The organism is Peterkaempfera podocarpi (genome assembly GCF_042466665.1).
GTDB classification, from domain to species: domain Bacteria; phylum Actinomycetota; class Actinomycetes; order Streptomycetales; family Streptomycetaceae; genus Peterkaempfera; species Peterkaempfera podocarpi.
In genome coordinates, this window is record NZ_CP162102.1 from 3,784,208 (window position 1) to 3,807,016 (window position 22,809).

General features: G+C 72.6%; 20 protein-coding genes and 1 pseudogene. 10 read left to right on the forward strand and 11 right to left on the reverse strand.

What is annotated here, in order from left to right:
* Positions 1 to 73: 73 nt before the first annotated feature.
* A complete protein-coding gene (locus AB0761_RS16535; RefSeq protein WP_377269789.1) occupies positions 74 to 1,642 on the reverse strand; it encodes an MFS transporter in 1,569 nt (522 codons plus the stop codon).
* Between the two features lie 271 nt (positions 1,643 to 1,913).
* Here AB0761_RS16535 and AB0761_RS16540 point away from each other — a divergent pair, with 271 nt between their 5' ends.
* A complete protein-coding gene (locus AB0761_RS16540) occupies positions 1,914 to 2,897 on the forward strand; it encodes a CapA family protein (RefSeq protein ID WP_377269790.1) in 984 nt (327 codons plus the stop codon).
* 6 nt (positions 2,898 to 2,903) lie between these two features.
* Here the strand turns inward: AB0761_RS16540 and AB0761_RS16545 are convergent, their stop codons facing one another.
* Positions 2,904 to 3,539, reverse strand: coding sequence for a TetR/AcrR family transcriptional regulator (locus AB0761_RS16545; protein WP_377269791.1), 636 nt, complete (start codon positions 3,537 to 3,539; stop codon positions 2,904 to 2,906).
* 99 nt (positions 3,540 to 3,638) lie between these two features.
* On the opposite strand from AB0761_RS16545, the gene AB0761_RS16550 reads away from it, so the two are divergent.
* Positions 3,639 to 4,274 (forward strand): NAD(P)-dependent oxidoreductase, encoded by a 636-nt coding sequence (locus tag AB0761_RS16550; RefSeq protein WP_377269792.1) that lies wholly within the window; start codon positions 3,639 to 3,641, stop codon positions 4,272 to 4,274.
* 51 nt (positions 4,275 to 4,325) lie between these two features.
* Here the strand turns inward: AB0761_RS16550 and lpdA are convergent, their stop codons facing one another.
* Positions 4,326 to 5,726 carry a dihydrolipoyl dehydrogenase gene (gene lpdA / locus AB0761_RS16555; protein WP_377269793.1) on the reverse strand — a complete coding sequence of 467 codons (1,401 nt, stop codon included), beginning with the start codon at positions 5,724 to 5,726 and terminating at the stop codon, positions 4,326 to 4,328.
* A 121-nt stretch (positions 5,727 to 5,847) separates the two neighbouring features.
* Here lpdA and pnuC point away from each other — a divergent pair, with 121 nt between their 5' ends.
* Genes pnuC through AB0761_RS16570 form a run of 3 tightly spaced genes read left to right on the forward strand, consistent with a single transcriptional unit; the run spans position 5,848 to position 8,395 of the window.
* The gene (gene pnuC / locus AB0761_RS16560; RefSeq protein WP_377269795.1) at positions 5,848 to 6,507 is read left to right on the forward strand and encodes a nicotinamide riboside transporter PnuC; all 660 of its coding nucleotides are present in this window, start codon (positions 5,848 to 5,850) and stop codon (positions 6,505 to 6,507) included.
* Positions 6,504 to 7,625 carry an AAA family ATPase gene (locus AB0761_RS16565; protein ID WP_377269796.1) on the forward strand — a complete coding sequence of 374 codons (1,122 nt, stop codon included), beginning with the start codon at positions 6,504 to 6,506 and terminating at the stop codon, positions 7,623 to 7,625. The genes pnuC and AB0761_RS16565 overlap by 4 nt, the downstream gene beginning before the upstream one ends.
* 44 nt (positions 7,626 to 7,669) lie before the next feature.
* On the forward strand, positions 7,670 to 8,395 hold the full coding sequence (locus AB0761_RS16570; RefSeq protein ID WP_377269797.1) for an SDR family NAD(P)-dependent oxidoreductase: 726 nt from the start codon (positions 7,670 to 7,672) through the stop codon (positions 8,393 to 8,395).
* 9 nt (positions 8,396 to 8,404) lie between these two features.
* Here the strand turns inward: AB0761_RS16570 and AB0761_RS16575 are convergent, their stop codons facing one another.
* Both AB0761_RS16575 and AB0761_RS16580 read right to left on the reverse strand, forming a co-directional pair.
* Positions 8,405 to 9,658, reverse strand: coding sequence for a D-arabinono-1,4-lactone oxidase (locus tag AB0761_RS16575; RefSeq protein WP_377269798.1), 1,254 nt, complete (start codon positions 9,656 to 9,658; stop codon positions 8,405 to 8,407).
* 107 nt (positions 9,659 to 9,765) lie between these two features.
* A complete protein-coding gene (locus tag AB0761_RS16580) occupies positions 9,766 to 10,323 on the reverse strand; it encodes a MarR family winged helix-turn-helix transcriptional regulator (protein WP_377269799.1) in 558 nt (185 codons plus the stop codon).
* Between the two features lie 115 nt (positions 10,324 to 10,438).
* Between AB0761_RS16580 and AB0761_RS16585 the strand changes: the two genes are divergently transcribed.
* A complete protein-coding gene (locus AB0761_RS16585) occupies positions 10,439 to 11,875 on the forward strand; it encodes a DHA2 family efflux MFS transporter permease subunit (protein WP_377269800.1) in 1,437 nt (478 codons plus the stop codon).
* A gap of 151 nt (positions 11,876 to 12,026) precedes the next feature.
* Here AB0761_RS16585 and AB0761_RS16590 read toward each other — a convergent pair whose 3' ends face one another.
* From AB0761_RS16590 to AB0761_RS16605, 4 genes are read right to left on the reverse strand one after another with little or no spacing between them, the layout of a single operon-like run.
* Positions 12,027 to 12,572 (reverse strand): hypothetical protein, encoded by a 546-nt coding sequence (locus AB0761_RS16590; protein ID WP_377269801.1) that lies wholly within the window; start codon positions 12,570 to 12,572, stop codon positions 12,027 to 12,029.
* Positions 12,569 to 13,258, reverse strand: coding sequence for a hypothetical protein (locus AB0761_RS16595; protein WP_377269802.1), 690 nt, complete (start codon positions 13,256 to 13,258; stop codon positions 12,569 to 12,571). Before AB0761_RS16595 ends, AB0761_RS16590 begins: the two co-directional genes overlap by 4 nt.
* Positions 13,255 to 14,544, reverse strand: a complete 1,290-nt coding sequence (locus AB0761_RS16600) for a putative T7SS-secreted protein (RefSeq protein WP_377269803.1) — start codon at positions 14,542 to 14,544, stop codon at positions 13,255 to 13,257. The genes AB0761_RS16595 and AB0761_RS16600 overlap by 4 nt, the downstream gene beginning before the upstream one ends.
* On the reverse strand, positions 14,541 to 14,840 hold the full coding sequence (locus AB0761_RS16605; protein ID WP_377269804.1) for a hypothetical protein: 300 nt from the start codon (positions 14,838 to 14,840) through the stop codon (positions 14,541 to 14,543). Before AB0761_RS16605 ends, AB0761_RS16600 begins: the two co-directional genes overlap by 4 nt.
* Before the next feature lie 503 nt (positions 14,841 to 15,343).
* Here AB0761_RS16605 and AB0761_RS16610 point away from each other — a divergent pair.
* Positions 15,344 to 15,625, forward strand: a complete 282-nt coding sequence (locus tag AB0761_RS16610; RefSeq protein ID WP_377269806.1) for a hypothetical protein — start codon at positions 15,344 to 15,346, stop codon at positions 15,623 to 15,625.
* Between the two features lie 121 nt (positions 15,626 to 15,746).
* On the opposite strand, the gene AB0761_RS16615 is transcribed toward AB0761_RS16610, so the two are convergent.
* Together AB0761_RS16615 and AB0761_RS16620 are read right to left on the reverse strand one after the other, a co-directional pair.
* The gene (locus tag AB0761_RS16615; protein WP_377269807.1) at positions 15,747 to 16,805 is read right to left on the reverse strand and encodes a hypothetical protein; all 1,059 of its coding nucleotides are present in this window, start codon (positions 16,803 to 16,805) and stop codon (positions 15,747 to 15,749) included.
* Between the two features lie 113 nt (positions 16,806 to 16,918).
* Positions 16,919 to 17,386: an ATP-binding protein gene (locus AB0761_RS16620; RefSeq protein WP_377269808.1), complete on the reverse strand. Its 468-nt coding sequence runs from the start codon at positions 17,384 to 17,386 to the stop codon at positions 16,919 to 16,921.
* A gap of 281 nt (positions 17,387 to 17,667) precedes the next feature.
* Between AB0761_RS16620 and AB0761_RS16625 the strand changes: the two genes are divergently transcribed.
* The 3 genes and pseudogenes from AB0761_RS16625 (at position 17,668) to AB0761_RS16635 (ending at position 22,506) form a co-directional block, all read left to right on the forward strand.
* The gene (locus AB0761_RS16625) at positions 17,668 to 18,519 is read left to right on the forward strand and encodes a helix-turn-helix domain-containing protein (RefSeq protein ID WP_377269809.1); all 852 of its coding nucleotides are present in this window, start codon (positions 17,668 to 17,670) and stop codon (positions 18,517 to 18,519) included.
* Positions 18,520 to 18,527: 8 nt separating this feature from the next.
* Positions 18,528 to 18,719 (forward strand): hypothetical protein, encoded by a 192-nt coding sequence (locus tag AB0761_RS16630; protein ID WP_377269810.1) that lies wholly within the window; start codon positions 18,528 to 18,530, stop codon positions 18,717 to 18,719.
* A 300-nt stretch (positions 18,720 to 19,019) separates the two neighbouring features.
* A pseudogene (locus AB0761_RS16635) lies at positions 19,020 to 22,506 on the forward strand (hypothetical protein).
* Positions 22,507 to 22,809 lie beyond the last annotated feature (303 nt).

The window sequence follows — 22,809 nt, forward strand, 5'->3', positions numbered from 1 at the left end:
CGCCTTGTCACCTCGCCGGGAGGGGTCGGTATGTGCGCCAAAGTACCCCGGGGCGCGGGCCGCCGCCCGCCGGTCACCGGACCGCGACCGCATCGGCGGCGGGGGCCTCGTCGGCGGGCTCCAGCTGCTCCGGGATGTCGGCCGGCACCCCGCGCAGGGCGAACAGCGCCGCCACCGCGACGACCGCGGCCAGCACCGCGCTGCAGAGCGCCGCGGTGTGCATCCCTCCGACGAAGGCATGCCGTGCCGCGTCCGTGATCCGCCCGGCGAGCCCGGCCGGCGCCCCCGCGGCGACCTGCAGGGCGCCGCCCAGGGAGTCGCGGGCGGCAGCGGTGTTCGCACCGGTCAGCCCGTCCGGCAGCCGCAGACCGCCCCGGTAGACACTGCCGAGGATGCTGCCCAGCACCGCCATGCCCAGGGCGCCGCCGAGTTCATTGCCGGTCTCGGAGATCGCCGAGGCGGCGCCGGCCCGCTCCCTGGGCACCGCCGCCAGCATGGTGTCGGTGGTGACCGCGAAGGTGAAGCCCATGCCAAGCCCGACCGGCAGCATGGCCAGCACCATCAGCGGGTAGTGCGCGACGGTGCCGGTGAGGGTGTAGAGAACGAAGCCGCAGGCGGCCACCGCCATCCCGAGGGCGACCACCCTGGCCCGCCCCAGGACCGCGATCAGCGGCCCGGCCAGCCCGCCGCCCGCCATCGCGGCGACCGCCCCGGGAAGCCCGGCCAGTCCGGCGACCAGCGGCGACCAGCCGAGCACCTGCTGGAAGTACTGGGCGAAGATCAGCGACTGCGCGACCAGGGCGAACATCGCGACCAGATTGGCGCCCACCGAACCGGAGAAGGCCCGGCTGCCCAGCAGCCGGATGTCGATCAGCGGGTCGTCGAGGCGCCGCTGCCGCCGTACGAAGACCACCAGCGCGACCAGTCCGGCCACGGCGGCCACCGCCACCCGCGGCTGGCCCGCGCCGGCCCGGGCGGCCTCCTTCACTGCGTACACCAGGCCCAGGACGCCGAGGACCGACAGCGGCACACTCGGCAGGTCCAGCCGGCCGGGGCGGGGGTTGCGGGACTCGGGCAGCACCAGCAGACCGGCCACCAGCAGCACCGCCATCACCGGCAGGTTGATCAGGAAGACCGAACCCCACCAGAAGTGGTCCAGCAGCGCTCCCCCGATCACCGGGCCCAGGCCGACCCCCGCGCCGGCGACCCCGGAGGCGATGCCCACGGCGGTGGTGCGCTCCCTGGCGTCGGTGAAGACATTGCGGATCAGGGAGAGGGTGGACGGCATGATGGTGGCGCCGGCGACGCCCAGCAGGGCGCGGGCCGCGATCAGCTGCCCGGCGCTGTCCGCGTAGGCGGTCAGTGCGGAGGCCAGGCCGAAGGCGCCGGTACCGATCAGCAGCAGCCGCTTGCGGCCGATCCGGTCGCCGAGGTAGCCCATGGTGACCAGCAGGCCCGCCAGGGCGAAGCCGTAGCTGTCGGCGATCCACAGGACCTGGGTGGCGGAGGGGTCGAGATCCCTGATCAGTCCGGGGATGGCCAGGTGAAGTGCCGTCATGTCGACGGCGAGGACCAGCTGGGCCACGCATCCGATGGCCAGTGTCGCCCACTTGCGGGCGTCGGAGACAGGTGAGGAGTTCATGGGCCGACCTTCCCGGTGGCCGCTGACCGTCCGCGCACCGTCCGCTGACCGGCCCCGGCGCACACCCGGCGGGGCCGGTCAGCAGGTGCGCACCACGGCGGCCGGGGCGCGGCACCCCGGCCACGGGGCGCTCGTCGCCGGACGGTCCGAACTGCCGGAGCCGCACCCATGGCCGCCGCCCCCTCCCGGTCGCATCCTCGAAGGTAGGGAACCGTGGGCAGGGAACGGCAGGCAGGGAACCGCTGGCGGCAAGGAGACGAGGTGACCGGCGATGGCCGTCACCGTGGCACTGGCAGGGGACACCATGCTGGGGCGGGGCGTCGCACGCTGCCTCGCTGCCGGGGACCGGGTCCGGGAGCTGTTCGGGGCCGAGGTACGGGCGGCCGTGGCCGGGGCTGACCTCTGTGTGCTCAATCTGGAGTGCTGTGTCTCCGACCGGGGCGAGCCCTGGCCGCAGCCGGGCAAGCGGTTCTTCTTCCGGGCCCCGCCCTGCGCCGCCGACGTCCTCACCGACCTCGGGGTGGACTGTGTGACCCTGGCGAACAACCATGCGCTGGACTACGGCTACGACGCGCTGGCCGACACCCTGGAGCGGCTGGAGTCCGCCGGGATCCGCACCGTGGGCGCCGGTCCCGACCTGGCGGCGGCGCGCCGGTTCCAGGTGCTGGAGGCGTCCGGTGTGCGGCTGGCCGTGATCGGGGTCGCCGACCACCCGGAGGACTTCGCGGCCGCCCCGGACCGTCCCGGGACGGCCTGGGCCGAGCTGGGGGAGGGGCTGCCGGGCTGGCTCGAGGAGCTGGTGCGGCAGGCCGCGGCCGAGGCCGACGCCGTGCTGGTGACCCCGCACTGGGGGCCCAATATGACCGCCCGGCCGCCCCGGCATCTGCGACGGGCCGCCTGTGCGCTGCTGGACGCCGGGGCCACGCTGGTCGCGGGCCACTCCGCGCATGTCCTCCACGGGGCGGCCCGCGGAATCCTGCACGACATGGGCGACTTCATCGACGACTACGCGGTCCACCCGGCGCTCCGCAATGATCTGGGGCTGCTCTTCGTGGTGGAGCTGGACGGACCGCCGCTGGTGCCGGTGCGGGTGGAGGCGCTGCCGCTGCGGCTGGAGCCGGGCCGTACCGAGGCCGCCCGCGGTGAGGAGTGGGAGTGGCTGTACGACCGCTTCACCCGGGCCTGTTCCGAGTTCGGCAGCGCGGTGGCGCCGGTCGGCGGCCGGCTGGTGGTGGACTGGCGCGACGGCGGATGAGGCCGGTCAGCCGGCGGTCCCGGCGGCGATGCCGCGCAGCACGGTACGGGCCAGCGCGGCGGCGAAGCCCTCCGGCTCCGGCTGCTGGGGGCCTTCCTCGCCCGCCCCGTTGAAGTGCAGCAGAAAGGCCCGCTGGAAGCAGGCGCCGAGCAGCAGGGCGGCGGCTGCGTCGCAGTCGGCGTCGGCGCGGACGCGGCCGCGGAGCTGCTCGTCCCGCAGGTGGTCGGCGACGGCCAGCAGCGGCTTGTGGGGGCCGGCGTCCAGCTCCCGCAGCGCCTCGCGGTGGCGCTGGAGGAGGCCGGGTTCGGCGAAGAGCGAGGCGCCGATCGGCATGGTGGCTTCGTAGAAGAGGGCGGCCCGCCGGGCGATCCCGGTGAGGCACTGCTCCAGGGTGTGGACCGCGGACTCCTCCGGCAGCTCCGCCGGCAGCGGGCCGAGGCTGGGCAGCCGCTCGTGGAGGACGGCGACAAAGATCTCCTCCTTGCCGCGGAAGTGCTTGTAGAGGGCGGCCTCCGAGCAGCCGGCGGCGCGGGCGATCTCCTTGGTGGTGGCACGGGCCAGCCCGATGGTGCGCAGCAGCCGGTCGGCCGCGTCGAGGATGCGCTCCCTGGTCGGGGCGGGGGTGGTCCGCTGCTGTGCCATGGAGGGTGCCGCCTCTCGCCGTGCCGGGGTTGACCGGGGTCGCCCCCGAGGACCACCCTAGTGGTGAGTGAATACTTACCCACCCTGTGGAGGCGGCAGATGAAGCTCACGGTCCTGGGCGCCACCGGCGGAATCGGCCGCCAGATCGTCAGCCAGGCGCTGGATGCCGGACACCAGGTCACCGCCGTCGTACGGGACCCGGCGCGGCTCGTCCTCAGCCACCCGGCGCTGGAGGTGCTGACGGCCGATGTCACCGACCCGCAGGCGCTGCGGCCGGCGGTGGCGGGGCGGGACGCGGTGCTCTCCGCGCTCGGGCCGCGCAGCCGCAAGGCGGCCGGCATCGCCTCGCTCGGCACCCGGTCCGCCGTCCAGGCGCTGGAGGAGACCGGGGGACGCCGGATCGTGGTGGTCAGCGCCGTCCCGGTCGGCCCGATGCCGGAGGGCGAGTCGCTGCTCTACCGCTCCGTCCTCAACCCGCTGCTGTGCGCCGTGCTGCGCGAGGCGTACGCGGACCTGGCCGCCATGGAGGCGGAGCTCTCCCGCTCGGCCGCCGACTGGACGGTGGTGCGGCCGCCCAAGCTCACCAACCGGCCCCGCACCGGCCACTACCGCACCGCCCTCGGCGCCAATGTGCCGCACGGGCGCTCCATCTCACGCGCCGACGTCGCCCATCTGATGCTGGCGACGCTGGACGACCCGGCGACGGTGCGCCAGGCGGTGGGGGTCGCGTACTGAGCCGGGGCGCCGGGTCGGGGGCGGTGCCGACCGGACACCCCGGGGGACGCCCTACATATTGATCATGTGGCCCGCCAGGCCGTGGATCGCCTCCTTGACGGCCTCGCCCAGCGTCGGGTGGGCGTGCACATTGCGGGCGACCTCATGGACCGTCAGGTCCCACTGCTGGGCGAGGGTCAGTTCGGGCAACAGCTCGGTCACCTCGGGACCGATCAGATGGGCGCCCAGCAGCTCCCCGTACCGGCCGTCGCTGACGATCTTGACGAACCCGACCGGGTCGCCCAGGCCGTGCGCCTTGCCGTTGGCGGTGAAGGGGAACTTCTGCACCTTCACGTCGTATCCCAGCTCGCGGGCCTGGGCCTCGGTCCAGCCGAAGCTGGCGATCTGCGGCTGGCAGTAGGTGGCGCGCGGGATCATCACATAGTCGAGCTCCATGGTCTCGGCGTCCGCGATGGTCTCCGCCGCCACGATCCCCATCGCCTCGGCGGCGTGGGCCAGCATCAGCTTCGCGGTGACGTCGCCGATCGCGAAGATGTGCGGCACGCTGGTGCGGCAGCGGGCGTCGATCTCGACGGCACCGCGCTCCCCCACCCGCACCCCGGTGTTCTCCAGTCCGTAGCCGGTGACCCGCGGCGCGAAGCCGATGGCCTGGAGCACCTTGTCCGCCTCCAGGGTCTGCCGCTGCCCGCCCGTGGAGACATGGACCCGCACCTTGGGGCCGGAGTCGTCGATGGACTCCACCCGGGTGGAGGTGAGCACATTGACGCCCAGCTTGCGGTAGCGCCGCGCGAGCTCGGCGGACACCTCCTCGTCCTCCAGCGGCACCACCCGGTCCATGTACTCCACCAGGGTCACCTGGACCCCGTAGTTGTGCAGCACATAGGCGAACTCGACCCCGATCGCCCCGGCACCCGCGATCACGATCGAGGCGGGCAGCCGGTCGCTGAGGATCTGCTCCTCGTAGGTCACCACCCGCTCGCTGAGCGAGGTGCCCGGCAGCAGCCGGGTGGTGGCCCCGGTGGCGAGGATGCAGTAGTCGAAGGAGACCGTCTGGACCGCCCCGTCACCGCCGGTCACCTGGAGGGTGTGGGCGTCGGTGAAGCGGCCGGTGCCCTGGCACTCCGGGATGCCGTTCTTCTTCATCAGGTAGTGCACGCCCTTGACCCGGCCGTCCGCCACCCGGCGGCTGCGCGCGAACGCCTCGCCGTAGTCGAAGGTCACCTGCCCGTCGATCCGCATGCCGAAGGTCTTGGCCTCATGGGTGACGATGTGCGCCAGCTCCGCGTTGCGCAGCAGCGCCTTCGACGGGATGCAGCCCACGTTGAGGCAGACCCCGCCCCAGTAGCGCTCCTCCACCACCGCGACGCTCAGGCCCAGCTGGGCGCAGCGCACGGCGGCGGTGTACCCACCCGGTCCGGCACCGAGGACGACGACATCGAAGTGTCCGCTCATGGACGCCACCTTAGGACGCCGCAGGGGCCGCCGCCCGGTGGATTCCAGGACCGGAAATCCCTTGGCAGAGCCGCCCGCCCCGATTATCGTCACTCTGACATTTATCGATCGGAGGGGGCCCATGGCCTTCAGCGACGCCTTGGCCGACCTCGTCGCGCCACTGAACCACGTGCTCTTCCACATCGGGGCCGATGCGGTGACCTGGGCCGAACTGCTCGGCTTCGGCACCGGAGCCGCCTGCGTCTGGCTCACCGTCCGGGCCCGGGTGGCGAACTTCCCCGTCGGCATCGCCAACAACGTCTTCTTCCTGGTGCTCTTCTGGAGCGCCCGGCTGTACGCGGACTCCCTGCTCCAGGTGGTCTATCTGCTGCTGGCCGCCGCCGGATGGTGGACCTGGCTGCACGGCGGCGAGCACCGCGCCGCCCGCCCGATGGGCCGTGCCGGGGCTCCGGTCCTCGGCCTGGTGCTGCTGCTGACGGTCCCGGCCACCTGGGTGCTGACCGTGGTGCTCACCCGCGCCCATGATGTGGCGCCGTTCTGGGACGCCCTCACCACCGCGCTCTCGCTCGCCGCGCAGTGGCTGCTCAACGTCAAGGCGCTGCAGAACTGGTACCTCTGGATCGCCGCCGACCTGGTCTACATCCCGCTCTACTTCACCAAGAGCCTGTATCCGACCGCAGCCGTCTATGTGGTCTTCCTGGCGCTCTGCCTGATCGGACTGCGCGACTGGCAGCAGCGACTGGACACCTCCTCCCCCGCAGGCGTGGCGGTGACCGCATGACCAGCGCCACCTTCGAACACGGCCTGGTGATCGGCAAGTTCTACCCCCCGCACACCGGACACCACTTCCTGATCCGCACCGCGGCCGACAGCTGCCGCCGGGTCACGGTGGTCGCCATGGCCGCGGACGTGGAGTCGATACCGCTGGCCGACCGGGTCTCCTGGCTTCGCGAGGCCCATCGCGACCGGCCCGGGGTCGCGGTGGTCGGGGTCACCGACAACCTCGCCGTCGACTACACCAGCGACACCGCCTGGACCGGCCATGTCGCCCTGATGCGCCAGGGCGTGGCCGCCGGCCCGCACCACGGGGAGCCCGTGGACGCGGTCTTCACCTCCGAGCCCTACGGCGCCGAACTGGCCCGCCGCTTCGGCGCCGCCGACGTACGGCTGGACAGCGGCCGGGACACCTTCGCCGTCTCGGGCACCAAGGTGCGCGACGATCCGGCCGCCCACTGGGACGCCCTGGAGCCACCGGCCAGGGCCTGGTTCACCCGCCGGGTCGTGGTGGTCGGGGCCGAGTCCACCGGCACCACCACCCTCTCCCGCGACCTCGCCGAGGCGCTGCGCGCCCGCGGCGGCCCGCACGCCCTCACCCGCTGGGTCCCCGAGTACGGGCGTGAACTGACCGTGGTCAAGCTGGCCCTGGCCCGCGCACACGCGGCCCGCAGCGGTGCGTCCCGGCCGACCGTCTTCGACCTCGACTGGGACGACGCCGACTTCGAGTCCGTCGCCCGGCGTCAGAGCGCGGACGAGGAGAGCGCCGCCCGGGCCGGCGGCCCCGTACTGGTCTGCGACACCGACGCGCTGGCCACCACCGTCTGGCAGGAGCGCTACCGCGGACGCACCACGCCCGCGGTGCACGCCCTCGCCGCGGCCGTGCCGCCGAGGGCGCTGTATCTGCTCACCGGTGACGCGGATGTGCCGTTCCACGACGACGGGCTGCGCGACGGCGAGGAGCTGCGCCCCTGGATGACCGGCCGCTTCCGGGAGGTCCTCGGCGCGGCCGGGGTCCCCTGGCTGGAGCTGCACGGCGACCGGACCGACCGGCTGCGGCGCGCGCTGGACGCGGTCGACGCACTGCTCGCCCGCGGCTGGCGGCTCGCCGACCCTCTGGGATGATGACCACGAGGACCAGGAGCGATCACCGCCGACCGGGAGGACCCATGCCCGTCACCGTCGTCACCGGCGGGAGCCGCGGTATCGGCGCGGCGATCTGCGTCCGGCTGGCTGCCGACGGCCATGACGTCGCCGTCGGCTACCGCAGTGACGCGCAGGCCGCCGAGGCGGTCGCCGCCGCTGTGCGGGAGGCGGGGCGGCGCGCCGTGGCGGTCCCGGTGGACACCACCGACGAGGCCGGGGTCGACCGGCTCTTCGAGACCGCCGCGGACACCCTGGGCACCGTCACCGGGCTGGTCAACAACGCCGGGGTCGGCGGCCCCACCGGCCGCCTCGCCGACGCGGACGCGGAGGGCATCCGGCGCTCCCTGGACGTCAATGTGACCGGCTATCTGCTGTGCGCCCGGCGCGCCGTCCGCGACATGACCAGGACCGGTGGCGGCGCCGTGGTCAACATCTCCTCGGCCGCCGCCACCCTGGGCAGTCCCGGGGAGTACGTCCACTACGCCGCAGGAAAGGCGGCGGTGGACGCGATGACCGTGGGCCTGGCCAAGGAGGTCGCCGCGGACGGCATCCGGGTCAACTGCGTGGCCCCCGGCACCGTCTGGACCGAATTCCACGAGGACCCGCAGCGGCCGGCCAAGGTCGCCGCGGGTATCCCGATGGGGCGGGCCGGGCAGCCGGAGGAGATCGCCGGGGCGGTCTCCTGGCTGCTCTCCGCCGATGCCTCCTTCACCACCGGAGCGGTGCTGCGGGTCGCCGGCGGGATGTAGGCCGCCCCGTCAGCCGGCGGGGCGCAGCCGGCTGCGCAGCCAGTCGTTGCCGAACTTGCCCGCCGGGTCGCGCTCCGCCACCAGCTGCTCGAAGTCCCCGTACCGGTCGTAGAGTCCGCGCACCGTCTTCGCCTGCATGGTGAAGACCTTGCCCCAGTGCGGACGGGCGCCGAACGGTGCCAGCGCCTCCTCCACCGCGCCCAGCGCCACCGCGACCGCCGCCTCGTCGGGGTCCCAGGTGAAGTGGAAGGCCACCGTCTGCCGCCCCTGGGCCGGGCTCAGCCACAGGTCGTCGGCGGCGACGGTACGGATCTCACTGATCTGGAGCACCGGCGAGAAACGCTCCCGCACCCGGTTCAGCGCGTCGAAGGCCGCCACCGCGTCGGCCCGGTCCACGAAGTACTCGCTCTGCAGCTCCTCACCGCTGCTGGGCGTGAACTCCAGCCGGAAGTGCGGCAGCCGGGTGTGCCAGGGCCCGGGGACGCCCGCCTGCTCGGTGCAGTGCACCGCCGGCATCCCGGGCACCGGGTGCCGGGGCCCGTCCGCCCGCACCGCGCCCAGCCAGTGCTCCGGCGAGGGCTGCGGCCCGTCGGCGCCGACGGCCTGCTTCAGCCACACCTGGCCGATGCGCTCGCTGCGCCAGTCGGTGAACAGGCTGACGCTGTACGCGGCCGACACCACCTCGTCGAAGTGCTCGCGCAGCCGCTCCACGGGAAGGCCCTCGTAGACCCACTGCTGGACGTCGTACGCGGGCACCGCGTCCAGGGTCAGCCGGGTCACCACGCCGAGGGCGCCCAGGGAGACCACCGCGCCGTCGAAGCCGGGGTCGCCGCGGTGCAGCGACACCAGTTCGCCGTCGGCCGCCACCCACTCCAGGGCGCGGACCGCGGAGGCCAGCGAGCCGTTGCCGACACCTGAGCCGTGGGTGCCCGTGGCGCAGGCGCCGGCCACCGAGATGTGCGGCAGCGAGCCGAGGTTGTGCAGGGCCAGGCCCTCACCGTGCAGTGCTCCGGTGAACTCGCCGAACCGCAGGCCGGCGCTGACGGTGACCGCGCCCGCCGCCCGGTCGACGTCCACGACCTGGGGCAGCCCGGCGACCGAGACCAGGGTGCCCCTGGTGTCGGCGATCGCATTGAACGAGTGGCCGGTGCCCAGGGCGCGTACCGAACTGCTTCCGGCAACCAGCTCCTGCAACTCCTCGACGGAGCCCGGACGGCTGAGCCGCTCCGCGCCGAAGGCGATATTGCCCGCCCAGTTCCTCATCGGTCGCCTCTCTCTGCCTGGTCCTGACGATCCTGGTGGTGACGGTGCCGGCGGTGACGGTGCCGGTGGTGACGGTGCCGGTGGTGACGGTCCTGCTCAGGACGGTCCTACTCCGGATCGGCCTGACTGTCCTGTTCGCGGCCGGCCTGGTCGCGGCCGGCCTGCTCCCGGTGGTCCTGCTCCCGGCGGTCCTGCTCCCGGCGGTCCTGGTCCCGGCGGGCGGCGGCCGCCGTGGTGCGCAGCACGCCCAGCAGCTCCCGCAGCCGTTCCCGGTCCGCTTCCGCGAGGCCGCCGGTCGCGGTGGCCAGCGCGTCCCGGTCGATCTCCTCGGCCTCACGGTGGCGGGTGCGTCCGAGGGGGGTGAGGGTCAGCAGATAGGCCCGGCGGTCGGTGGGGTGCGGCAGCCGCTCCACCAGCCCCTCCCGCTCCAGCGCGTCGACCATGGTGGTGACGGTCCGCGCCGCGAGCCCCAGCACATCGCTCAGATCGCGCATCCGCATCGGGTCGGGGGCGGTGGCCAGCGTCCTCAGGGCCCTCAGCCGGGACACCGACATGCCGTGGCCGCGCAGCCGGGCGTCGACATAGGTGCGCAGGCAGACGGTCGTCTCGAAGAGCTCGTCGATCAGGACGTCACTGCTGCGCGGACCCATGCTCGGCTTCTGCATCGCACTCCCTCTTGCCCCCGTGGGCCGACCAGATCCGGCCACCCCGGACCGCGCGGTTGTGTGTCGACTCATAGTGAGTATGCTCAGCATATCCCACCTCCCCAGAAGGAAGACGATGTCCCGCTACCGGATCAGCCAGCGTCTGGTCGTCCCGGTCATGTTTGTCGCCACCATCTTCCTGGTGGTCATGGACGGCGCCATCACCACCGTGGCCCTCCCCTCGATCGCCCGTCAGTTCCACACCCAGGCCGCCGGTATCGACAGCGTCGTCGTGGTCTACCCGGTCTGCGTCGGCCTGATCATCCCGGTGTCCGGCTGGCTGGGCGACCGCTTCGGCGGCAAGCCGGTGCTGCTGGGCGCCATGGGCCTGTTCACCCTGTCCTCCGCGCTCTGCGGCCTGGCCGACTCCATCGGGCAACTGGTCGTCTTCCGCGGACTCCAGGGCCTCTCCGGCGGCCTGCTCACCCCCGTGGTCGGCGCCATGCTCTTCCGCACCTTCACCGCGGAGGAGCGGCTGCGGGCCTCCCGGGTGATGACCCTGCCCCAGCAGGTCGCCCCCTCCGTGGCCCCCATGCTGGGCGGCTTCCTGGTGGACTCGTTCTCCTGGCGGTGGGTCTTCTACGTCAACCTCCCCTTCGGCGCCGTCGCCGTCCTCTTCGGCCTGCTCTTCCTGGAGAACTCCCGCGAGGAGGCACCCGGCCGCTTCGATGTCGCCGGACTGCTGCTCTCGGCCTCCGCGATCTCCCTGCTGATGTTCGGCGTCTGCGACGGAGCCCAGCGCGGCTGGTCCAGCCCCGCCATCGCCGGCTCCCTCACCGCCGGGGCCGTCCTGCTGGCCGCGACGGTCGCCGTGGAACTGCGCCGGGCCGAGCCGCTCCTTCGGCTGCGTCTGCTCCGCAACCCGCTCTTCCGCGGAACCAACGTGGTCAACCTGGTCGGCCTGATCCCCTTCATGGGCGCGATGTACATGGCCCCGCTCTTCCTCCAGGAGGCCCAGGGCGTCTCCGCGCTGGAATCCGGCACCAGCACCTTCACCGAGGCGATCGGGGTGCTGCTCACCGTGCAGCTGGTGTCCCGGCTGTACGAGCGGACCGGCCCCCGACCCATCATCGCCGGCGGACTCTTCAGCGTCGCCGCCGTCCTCGCCGCGATGTCCACCTGCGACCTGCACACCAGCCTGTGGACCTTCCGGCTCTACATGTTCCTGCTGGGCCTCGGCATGGGCGCGGTCTTCATGCCCACCAGCGTGGCGTCGTTCAGCACCATCGCCAAGGCCGACGTGGGCCAGGCGTCCACCGTCAGCAGCGTGATCCGGCAGCTCTCCATGGCCATGGCGCCCGCCGTGGTCGCCACCCTGCTGCTCTCCGCCACCGTCGCACCCCGCACCGGGCCGCCGCTCTCCGCCTACCGGACCGTCTACCTGGTGCTCGCCGCCATCGCCCTGCTCTCCGCCCTGCATGCGCTGACGCTCCGCCAGCCTGGGGACACCACCCCTCGTCCGCCGCGCCGCCCGAGCCTGCCCCGGCTGCGCAACCGCGCCGCCAGCAGCTGACCGCCCCGCCGCACACGCCTGCGGTCGCACACGCCTGCGGCCGGGCCCGCCCGTCCCGGCCGCAATCTCGACCGGGACGGGCGGGTCAGGCGGGACGGGCAGGACGGGCAGGACGGGGTGGACGGCGGCGCGCGCCGGCCGATCCCGCGGGCTACCGGTCGTAGTCGCCGAAGTAGCGCAGCGTCAGCCTGCGGTACGGCTCGGTCGACGTCTCCCAGTCCACCGCCCAGGCGCGGCGCTCGGCAACGGCCGCCGCGCCCCGGGGTCCGATGCCGCGGTAGTAGCGGCGCGGCACGACGAGGGTGGCGCCGCGGGGCGCACCGTACTTCCGGAGGTCCCGCTCCGTGCCGCGCCGACGCAGCCGCTCCGCCCGCACCTCGGCATCGCCGACGGCGGTGAGCCGCTCGTCCAGCCACTGCTCCCACTCCTGCGCGGTGCCGCGGCGCTCCAGCCGCAGTCGCCGCACGCTGAGGACATGCCAGAGCATCCGGTCGAACATCCCCTCCCGGATCCCGCTCTCCTCGCCCACGTACGCGACCGCGAAGTAGGGCAGCAGCCACAGCGGCTGCAGCAGCATCTGGAGCCACACCCCGAGGGCGGACCGCCGCCGCTGGGGCTGCGCGGGCACCCCGGGAGGGACCGCATGGACCTGCACCACGGGGGGAACGGACGGCTGCCCGGGATGCGTGCCGGTCATCCGAAGGCCTCCTCGATACCGGCGGCCATGGCCGACTGCGCCGCGGACCCGGCCTCGGCGGGGTCCTCCCCGTAGCTCACGGTCTCCACGGTGCTCGCCAGCAGTGCCACATAGTCCGGGAACTCGGCGGCCGACGGGGTGCTCAGCTGCATGGTCAGCAGCAGGTCGGCGCCGGCGACGGGCAGATGCGCGGTGACGGTGCACAGTGGCAGCTCCACCCGGTCGCCGGTCTCCTCGTCGGGCAGCGTCACCAGCAGACCCGAGACCACCACCACGACCGGTCCCGCCGGGGCCTCCTGGCGGAGGACCTGGTTGGCCGAGTCGTTGGAGAGCATCTCCTCCAGCGCGGCGGCGACCGCGTCCGGGTCCCGGGCGTCGGCCGGGTCGGTGCGGACGACCAGGGTGGCGGTGGTGAGCCGGTCGTCGTCGGTGCCGCCGATGTACAGGCCTGCGTACTCCGCGCCGTCCGCCGCGGCGGAGGCGGCGATGTCCTCGTACCAGCCCCGGACGGTGGTGCGCTGGTACTCGGTGCCGCCGGGCCAGATCTCCGCGGCGATCTCGGCCAGATGGGCGGGGCGCTCCTCCTCCGGCAGTTCGAGGCCGAGCGAGTGAAAGTGCACCGGGGGCCGCCAGCTCAGCTGGGGTCCGGCCTCGCCCGGCCGGACCGGGTCGCCTGTGTCGGTCATGCGGCATCTCCGTTGAGTTCACGGATGGCCCGCGGCACGCTGAGTCCCGCGAGCGGCACCTTGTAGCCGAGCTGGACGCCTCGCGACCACCAGGACTCGGTCTTGAGGACGCCGTCCTCGCCGAGGTGCTCCGCGAAGCTGGGCAGCTTGCTGATCGGGGTCTTGGCGAGCGTCTTGCTGATCACCTTGTTGGCGATGCCGCCGTCGAGGATGTGGGACTTCAGCAGGCCGCCTGTGGCATTGAGAATCCGTCCGCTGCCCGCCACCCTGCCCAGCTTGAGCGCCCGGCCCGCCGCGGTGACGCCCTTGCCGGCGATCCCCACGGTCTTGCCGAACGGGAAGGCGCCGATGCCGTCGCCGATCAGCGTCGACCACTTCACATCCGCACCGCCCAGTTTGGCGAGACCGTGCGCTCCGAGGGCGACCACCGAGGCACCTGCCGCGGCGCCGGCCAGCGCACCGGACAGGGGCGGGCACCACACGGTGGCCAGGGCCGCGATGCCGAGCACGGCGGAGGCGGCGGAGGCGATGTCACCGATCTTCTTCAGCAGATCGGCGTGCTCGGTGGCCCAGTCCTTGATCTTGTGGCCGATGCGCTGGAAGGCGTCGCCCAGCTTGTCCCAGATGCTGGTGCTGGGTGCTCCCTTGGTGGCCTTGCGCAGCGACTTGGCCACCTTGCCGGCGTCGTCCTGGTGGTGTTCCAGGAGCTCCTTGGCCTGCTTGATGACGGCGTCCAGCTCGTCCTGGATCTCCGAGAGTTGGCCCTTGGCCGCGTCCAGCCTGCCGGCGGCCTCGTCCACGGTCTTCTGGGCGGCGTCCAACTGCTTCTGGGCGGCGTCCAGTTCCGAGGCGTCGCTGTAGAAGCGGCCCTGGAGACCGAAGGCGGGGTTGTCGGCCGCCTGGTTGTAGGCACCGGTGGCCTGGTCGACCCGGGTCTCGGCGTCCTCCAGCTTCTGGCGGGCCTCGGCGGCCTGCTGCTCGTAGCGGCGGGCGGTCTCCTGGTACGAGGCCAGCGTCAGGCTCCAGCCGCCCAGTTGTGAGGATGCCTCCTTCACCGCCTGGGCGCTGTCGTCCAGATAGCCGGGCAGCTCACCGACCTTGCCCGCAAAGGCCTTCGCCGCCTCGCCCTCCCAGGTGGAGCCGCCGGAGGCGACCGAGGTGAGCAGCTGATGGGCGCCGCTGAGAGCACCGGCAGCCCGGTTGAGCCGGTCGACCAGTTGGTCCACGTTGCCGGTGTCACCGGGCGCGGGGTCGAAGCCCAGTGCGGGGAACGCGCTGTCGCTCATGCGCCGGCCCCGCCCTTCATCGCCTGGACGAGGGCCTGCTCGGTCTCCCCGTAGGTCTTGCAGACGAGTTGGAGGCCGGACTCGATCTTCTCGGTCCCGTCCGCGATCTTCTTGATGGCGTCGTCCCAGCTGTCGTGAAACTCGTCGCAGGCGTGGTCGAGGGCCGAGCTGCCGGTGGTCCGTACCCCCGTGTCGCGGAGCGCGTTCAGCGCGGTCCGCAGCTCGTCCTGACTTGAATGCAGTTGCTGCAGCAGTTTGTCGAGGCTCTGCAGTTCAACTGAGAAGAAGTCCCCCATGTCACTCCTGTCCCCGTGGTCCGTTTGACTGGCCAAGGCTAGACGGCCGGGCCGGGGGCTCGGGCGGGCAGGCCCGGGGTTCAGTCCACTTCAGTGGGTTCAGTGGTTTCCCCGTCCGTTCTGCGAACGGCCCGTGCGGTGCGGCGGCCCTCCGAGTGCGAACCGAACCGCGGCCGGTTGCCCGCCGGTCGGCAGCCGGCATCGGCGGCCTGGGAGGATGGACGGATGGATGCGGCAGTGGACTCCCCGGCGGTGACGGTGCGTGAGGTCGGCGCGGAGCAGCGGCCGGTGATCGAGCGGCTGGGCCAGCTGTACCGGCATGACATGTCCGAGTTCCTGGGACACATGCCCGACGACGAGGGGCTGTACCGCTTCGGTCAGCTGCCGCTGTTCTTCAGCGAGCCCGGCCGCCGAGCGTTTCTGATCCACCACGGGTCCGCCCTCGCCGGGTTCACGCTGACCCGGCCGCTGCCCGACGGCGCCACCCCATCTCGGCGTTCTTCGTGGTCCGCGCGCTCCGCCGGCGCGGCGTCGGCCTGCAGGCCGCCCTGGAACTGCTGCGCTCCCGGCCCGGCCGGTGGGGCATCGCGTACCAGCAGGCCAACCGGGGCGCAGGCCGCTTCTGGCAGCAGGTCGCCACCGCGGCCGTCGGCGCCGCCTGGCACGAGGAGCAGCGGCCCGTCCCCCCGCCGGCGCCGCCCGGCCTCCCCCCGGACACCTGGATCCTGCTGGACACCGGCGCACCGGCGGCGCCGGAGGACCCGTCGGTGCGGGCTCCCGGCTGACCCCGCGCCAGCACAGTCCGGGCAGCCCGTCGACGGATCCCCGGGCGGCCGGCGCGTCGGCGAAGCCGCCCCCTCCTGCGGCTCCGCCGACTCCCCCGCCCGGGACGGCCCACCGGGTCCGTCAGCGAAGGCCCCAGTGGGACAGCCGGCCCTGGTCGTCCATGGCGACCCAGGTTCCGTCCCCGAGCAGCCGGGGCTCGCCGGGGAGCTCACCCAGGATCGCGCCACTGGCGAGGTCGACCACCTGGTGCCTGGTCCACTCGACGTCCCCGCTCTCCCCGGTCAGAGTGATCACCGCGGTCTCCTCGTTGAGGTATCCGCCGCTCCACCCGAGGGCGATCCGCTCCTGCTCCTCCTCGACGTCGTCGTCGTCCTCGACATCGTCCGCGTCCTCATCCTGGTCCGCGTCCTCCGGGACGAATCGCTCCAGGCCGAAGCTGCACAGCTCCTCGCCATCGGGGAAGGCATGGAAGACCGCGTCGTCCGTCCCATGGCCCACCGTCATGAACTCCCGCCCGTCGGGCGACACATCGATCAGGCAGCGGTCGTCCCAGGGGTACTCGTGCACCTCCAGCCGCTCCCCGACCAGCGCACCGCGGAACAGCTGGACACCATCCTGCCCCTCCCCCACATCCAGCAGCACATGGCGGCCGTCGGGATGCATCATCTGACGCGCCCCCTGGCCCACGGTGGGCAGCGGGGCCTCAGCCAGCACCCGGCCGTCCTCAGCATCCAGCACCAGCCAGCGGTCGCCCCCCTCGCCCCGCCCCAGCATCGCGTCGGGCCGGTAGACCCACACCTGGGCGCCGTCGGTGGAGAACGCGCAGTCCAGCCAGCCGACCGACTCATGGGTCGGCGCCTCGAACCCCAGCCGCCACCGCTCCACGCCGTCCGCCCCGACACACTCCACGGCGGCCTGGGAGGACCGCACGACGCACCCCCCGTCAGGCGCCACCACCGCTCCCCAGGTGTCACGCGCACTCCCGCCCAGGACGAACTCCGCCGTCGGCGGCAGCTCCTCCCCGCCCGCGCCGAAATCGAAGCCGTACAGCCTCCCCTCGACCGGCCAGATCACCAGGCGCCGCCCGCCCGCATCGGCCCCCGGCGCGGACGGCACCACGACCGGGGAGGACATCAGGGGAACAGTCCTGGCCAGCAGCCTCGCGGCAACGATCCTCATGGCCGCAGAACATATCCGCCGCCACTGACAACGGACCGTCAGCCCCCCGCTGCACGCCTCCGGAGGCGTCGGCGGGCAGCCGTCGGCCCGCCGCGGGGTCTGCGGCCGTCGTCTCAGCTGCCATGGAGCGGGACACCCGCGACAACGGTCTTGCCGCGTGTACGGCGAGGCACCACGGCCCACACCGCGGACAGTGCGTCCACCAGCAGCAGCCCCCGGCCACCGCAGTCCTCGGGGCCGGGAGCGGCGGGTACCGGCATCCGGGTGCCGGGGTCCGAGACGGCCAGCCAGTAGTGGCCGTCGGTCGGCCACAGAATGAGTTCGATCACCTCGTCCTCGCCGGGGCGGGTGCCATGGCGGACCGCATTGGTGACGAGTTCGGAGGTCAGCAGGGTCAGATCGGCGGCGAGCCGTGGCGGACAGCCGTCCGGGAGGCCTTGCGACACGGCGTGGCGGGCGCGTCCGACCGATACGGGGTCGGCCGGCAGGCTCCAGTGGGCGGGGACCACGGGAACGGCCGGAGCGGGCGGCGGCAGGAGACCGGGTGTGGAACGCATGGGCGGCAGCGGGAATCCGGGCATGGCTGACTCCTCGGCGGGGATCGACGGTTGCGGGACGTGCGTGCGCGAGCCGGGGCTGCGCCGGTGGCCTGCCTCCCCGGGCGCGGGCACACCCTCCCCGGGGCGGGCGGGCATGCTCGCGCGGTGCACTTCCGGCGCTGCTCTGTGTAGTCGTTGCGCTACCTGAAGCTAGCAACCATCAAGGCAAAGTGCCACCAATGGGGCGGCAATTGCCACCATCGAGTTGGACCACGGACGCCCGGCCACGGCAGACTGATTCCAACCTCACACGAGAGGACGGCATGCCGACCCGACGCACCCCCACAGAGCGTCAGAAGCGCCTGGGCGCCGAACTGCGCAGACTCCGCATCGCCGCTGGGGTGAGCACCGACCGAGCAGCGGGCCTGCTGGGTCTGGACCGGACGAAGATCTCCAACATGGAGTCCGGCATCCGCGCGATCACTCCGGAGAGAGTGCAGACGCTCGCCGACAACTACGGCTGCGCCGACAGCACATACGTCGAAGCGCTCGTGTCGATGGCCCATGACCGCTCGCACGGATGGTGGGACGACTACCGGGGCACCCTCCCGCCGGGGCTGCTGGACATCGCCGAACTCGAATGGCACGCAACCCGCCTGCACACCGCCCAGACCGTACACATCCCCGGACTTCTGCAGACCGACGACTACGCACGAGCGGTCTTCAGCGCCGTACTCCCGCCCCTGTCCAGGATGGAGACCGAACTACGCGTCAACCACCGACTGGAGCGGCGGCGCACCCTGGAGCGGGACACTCCGACGCCCTACACCGGTTATGTGCACGAGGCGGCCCTCCGCATGCAGTTCGGGGGGCGCCAGGTCATGAGGGCCCAGCTCGACCAGCTCTGCACCGCCGCGGAACGCGAGCACATCACCCTGCGGATCATCCCCGTCGAATGCGGGGCCTTCCCTGGCGCCGGGCACGCCCTGCTGTATGCCGAAGGAAGGGTTCCGCAACTCGACACCGTGCAGTTGGATTCGGCACACGGACCGGAGTTCAGCCATACCGACTCCCAACTCGCCAAGTACCGCGCACATCTCGAGTGGATGGACGCGGCGGGCCTGAGCCCCGCGAAGTCGCAGGACCTCATCCACGCCATCGCCCGTCAGCTCTAGGAGACCTCATGCCTCAGATCACCTGGGAAGCCCCCTTCTGCGGCGAGGGGAACAACTGCTTCCGGCTCGGCACCGACACCGACGGCAACGCCTATATCGCCGTCAACGGCCAGGAGGACCGCCCGCTCACCGACTCCATGGAGAGCCTCCGCGCCCTCATCCGCGACATCAAGGCCGGCAAGGCCGACCACCTGCTGTAGCCCGCACCGACCGGGGCAGGTGACGCACAGTGAGGGGCGAGGCGAACTCCCGCTGCCACAGCGGTGAAGTGCAGCCATCGAGTGCATTGTGTGCAGATACTCCGCACACGGGATGACAAGCGTGTGCGATCATCGTGCGCGCGCATGACATCACACCTGCCCCGCATCCCACGATCGGGCCGGTGGCGGGGGGCCCGAGAGCCCGTGCGCAACCGCGCATCACACCACAGCTGCCCGGACGGCCACAGCACGGATCAGGCCCGGGGCAGCTCACACCACATGACCGCCCCGGGGGACGGAATGCCTCACCGCCCGTGTACGGACGCGAGATCCGCGACGTACACCGCACTGCTGCTCGTTGTCTCGGTCCTGCTGTCGCTGCTGCTCCCGGCCGGCGCCGCGTGGGCGTCCGACACGCCCTCGGCCGGCGCCGCCGCAGCCGCCGACGACGGCTGCGCGGTGCTGCCGCTGTCCGCATTCGACGACCCGGGACCTGCCGCCGGCCACACGCCGATCCCCGCCGGTGGAAGCAGCTGTTTCACCTTCACCGCCGAACAGCCGGGCCTGTACCGGGTCCTGCTGGACGACTCGCAGGCGAACGTCCACGCCCAGGTCATCGACGGCGAGAGCCAGGTGGACTGCTATGACACGAGCCGCTACCAGGACGGCTGGTGCCCGCTGGCGCACGCCGGCGACTTCACCCTGAAGGTGACCAACGACGGCTGGGCCGACCTGCCGGAGGCAACAGTCGCCGTCGTGCCGCTGGGTTCGACCGCCGGGTGTGCACCAGAGTCCGGCACCGCCTGGGATCTCCCCCCGATCACCGGTTCCGTCCCGGGCCCGCTGGCGATCGAGTGCCGGCCGTTCAGCGGGAAGGCGGGTGAGCGCATCGCCTTCGCGTTCGGCACCGAGAGATACAGCTCTCACCTGGCATGGATCACCGACGCGACCGGCGCCCCGATCTGCTCGTACGCCGGCGACGGCAGCGCCAGCTGCGTACTGTCCGGCGACGGTCCATACCGGGTCCTCGCCCAGGTCAAGAGCGCGGAGGGCGGGTTCCCCGCCGACTACACGCTGAAGATCCACAGACAGTCCGACCCCGCGGGCTGCACCGGCGTGCCGTTGAACACCTACGGCTCCGCTCCCACCGCCGCGGACCCCACGAGCGGCTGCAAGGTGTTCACCGTCCCTGACGGCGGCCGCTACGTCGCCTACGCGGTCAGCCCGTCCGGTGACCGCTCGGCGCTCGGCGTGTACGACCGGTCGGGGACGTCCGTCTGCCCGGCCGGGACGCCGTGCGCCCTCCCCGCCGGTGACTATGTCGTCTACACCGACCAGCAGACCCTGATCCTGGACCGGACCGCCGACACCGGATGCACGGCCGCCGTCACGGGCCTCAACCAGAGCAGGTTCGGCTCGGCCGGAGAGATCGACTGTCTGTCGCTGGCCCTGCCGCAGGGCGCCCATCTGGCGGCCCTGAAGGGCCTGAGCGGCACCGTCCCGCAGGTCGACCTCGCCGTCGTGGACGCCATCGGTGCCCAGCAGTGCGACGCCGGCTCCCTGCACGCCGGAACCTGCGTGCTCAGCGGCACCGCCCCATTCCGCGTTGGTCTCCACGACCGACGACCGGGACCCCACCGGCGCATATGCACTCGCCCTGCACCGCACGGACGAGGCGGCCGACTGCCGAACCCTGCCCGCAGGCGACTTCACCGACGCCACCGGCCAGGCCAGGATCAGCACCGGCGGCGGGGTCTTCTCCGACTGCCTCACCATCCCCGCCGACGATCACAGCACCATGGAGAACATCCAGCTCCAGGCGGTATCCGGCGCCTCCCTGGCCGACTTCACGGTCCTGGACTCGACCGGCAAGCAGATCTGCAACGTCTTCCCCTCCCTGTCCACCTGGACCACCTGCGCCCTCACCCCCGGGCTGGCCCACACGGTGCTGGTCACCGGCACCGACACCGCCGCCGAGTACACCCTGACCCGGCGTGACGTCACCGAGACCGCCAAGGGCTGCACTCTCGCCCCGGCCGTGGCGGTGGGCGGCACTTCCTACGGGGGCTCCCCCGGCGCACCGGGAACGCTGCGCTGCCGACAGGTGACCACCCCGGACGCCGGGGACGTCCTGCACCTCAACGTCCGCGACCCGCTCGGCACCGCCAACATCCTGGCCTACGACGCGCAGGGCAAGGCGGTCTGCTCGTACCGGAACAGAGCCTGCGCGGTCACCGGCGCCACCCGCTACCAGGTGCTGGTCACCGTCCCGCCGAGCGCGCAGTCCGCGGCGGCCTACCACCTGGACGCCCTGCGCATCGCCACCGCCTCTGGACCGGCCCCCGAGTGCACCAGGGTTCCCAACATCAGCTACGGATACGGCCCGGTCACCGGAAGCCTGACGGAGCAGCACACCGCCGCCTGTGCGGTGCTTCCCACTGCGTACAACAACAACTTCAGCTTCGCCGTCAGTGACACCGCGGGTGGCTCCTCAACGGCCGTCCCCTCGCTCTACAACAGTCACCTGAGCGACGGCTGCGTGCGGTTCATCCCCACCGGCTACAGCTGCTCCGTGAACGAGAGCTACTCCGCGGCCCCCACCCCGACCACCCTGCTCATCGGCCTGCCCGAGGACGCCTCGCAGACCGCCTACCGCGCGGAGCTCGACTGCGCCTCCGAGCCCTGCGGCACCGAGCGCGTCAACGTCACCTCTGCGGCACCGGCCGCCGGTGTCAGCGGAACCAAGGTCACGGTCACCGTGACCGGCTCGGCCCTGCGCCAGGACGACAGGGTCCGCATCATCCAGAACGGGAGCTACACGGAGGCGACCACCACCTCGGTGTCCGCCGACCGCCGGACCCTGACGGCCATCCTGGACCTCACCGCGGTCCCCGCGGGCACCTGGCACATGAACGTCTTCACCAAGGCAGCCGAGTTCGGCATGGGCGACTTCACGGTCACCCCGCCCCAGCTGAAGAACACCGCGGCGCCCAAGGCCACCGGGAGTCCGCAGGTGGAGACCAGGCTCACCGCGGCACCCGGCAGCTGGACGCCCGCGCCCACCTCGTACACCTACCAGTGGAACGCCGACGGCAAGGCGATATCCAAGGCCACCGCCTCGACGTACACCCCGCCCGCGGCCCTGCTCGGCCACAAGGTCACCGTCACCGTCACCGCCCACCGGACGGGGTACGTCGACGGCACGGCCACCTCATCGGCCGTCACCATCGCCAAGGGCGCGGCCCCCAGGGCCACCACCGCCCCGCGGATCAGCGGCAGCGTACGGGTGGAGACCCGGCTGACCGTCGCCGCGGGCATCTGGTCCCCGGCGGCCACCTCCTACTCGTACCAGTGGAAGGCCGACGGCAAGGCGATATCCAAGGCCACCGCCTCGACGTACACCCCGCCCGCGGCCCTGCTCGGCCACAGGCTCACCGTCACCGTCACCGCCCACCGGACCGGGCACACCGACGGCTCCGCCACCACAGCCGCGCTGACCGTCGCCGCGGGGGTCGCCCCCAAGGCCACCAAGGCACCCACCATCACGGGCACGGTCAAGGTGGGGCACCGGCTGACCGCCTACCGCGGCTCCTGGACGCCCGCACCGACGTCGTACTCCTATCAGTGGTACGCCAACGGCGTGGCGATCAAGGGCGCCAGCCGGTCCACCCTGGTCCTCACCTCGGGCCAGCGCGGCAAGAAGATCACCGTCAAGGTGACCGCGCGCCGCACCGGTCACACCAGCGGCACCGCGTTCAGCAAGGCGACCAAGGCCGTCGTCCGCTGACGGATCCACCAGGCGCCCCCTCGGCCACCCGCACGCACCACCACCGGCGGCCGAGGGGGCGTCGTCATGCCGTGGGCGCGGCGGGAACGAGCCGGGGCGCCGGTGCGCGCCCGCCGGTGCGGTGCGGGCCCGCCGGTGCGGTGCGGGCCCGCCGATGCGGTGCGCGATACGTCGCCGCACGTACGCGCGGCGGGTGCCGGGCTCCTGGAGTACGCAGAACTGCGTATCCCGGATGCCGCTCAGGAGCCGATGTTCACCCCTCCCCCATGGGCGACGCTGGGGCGACTCGGCGACCGAAGGGAC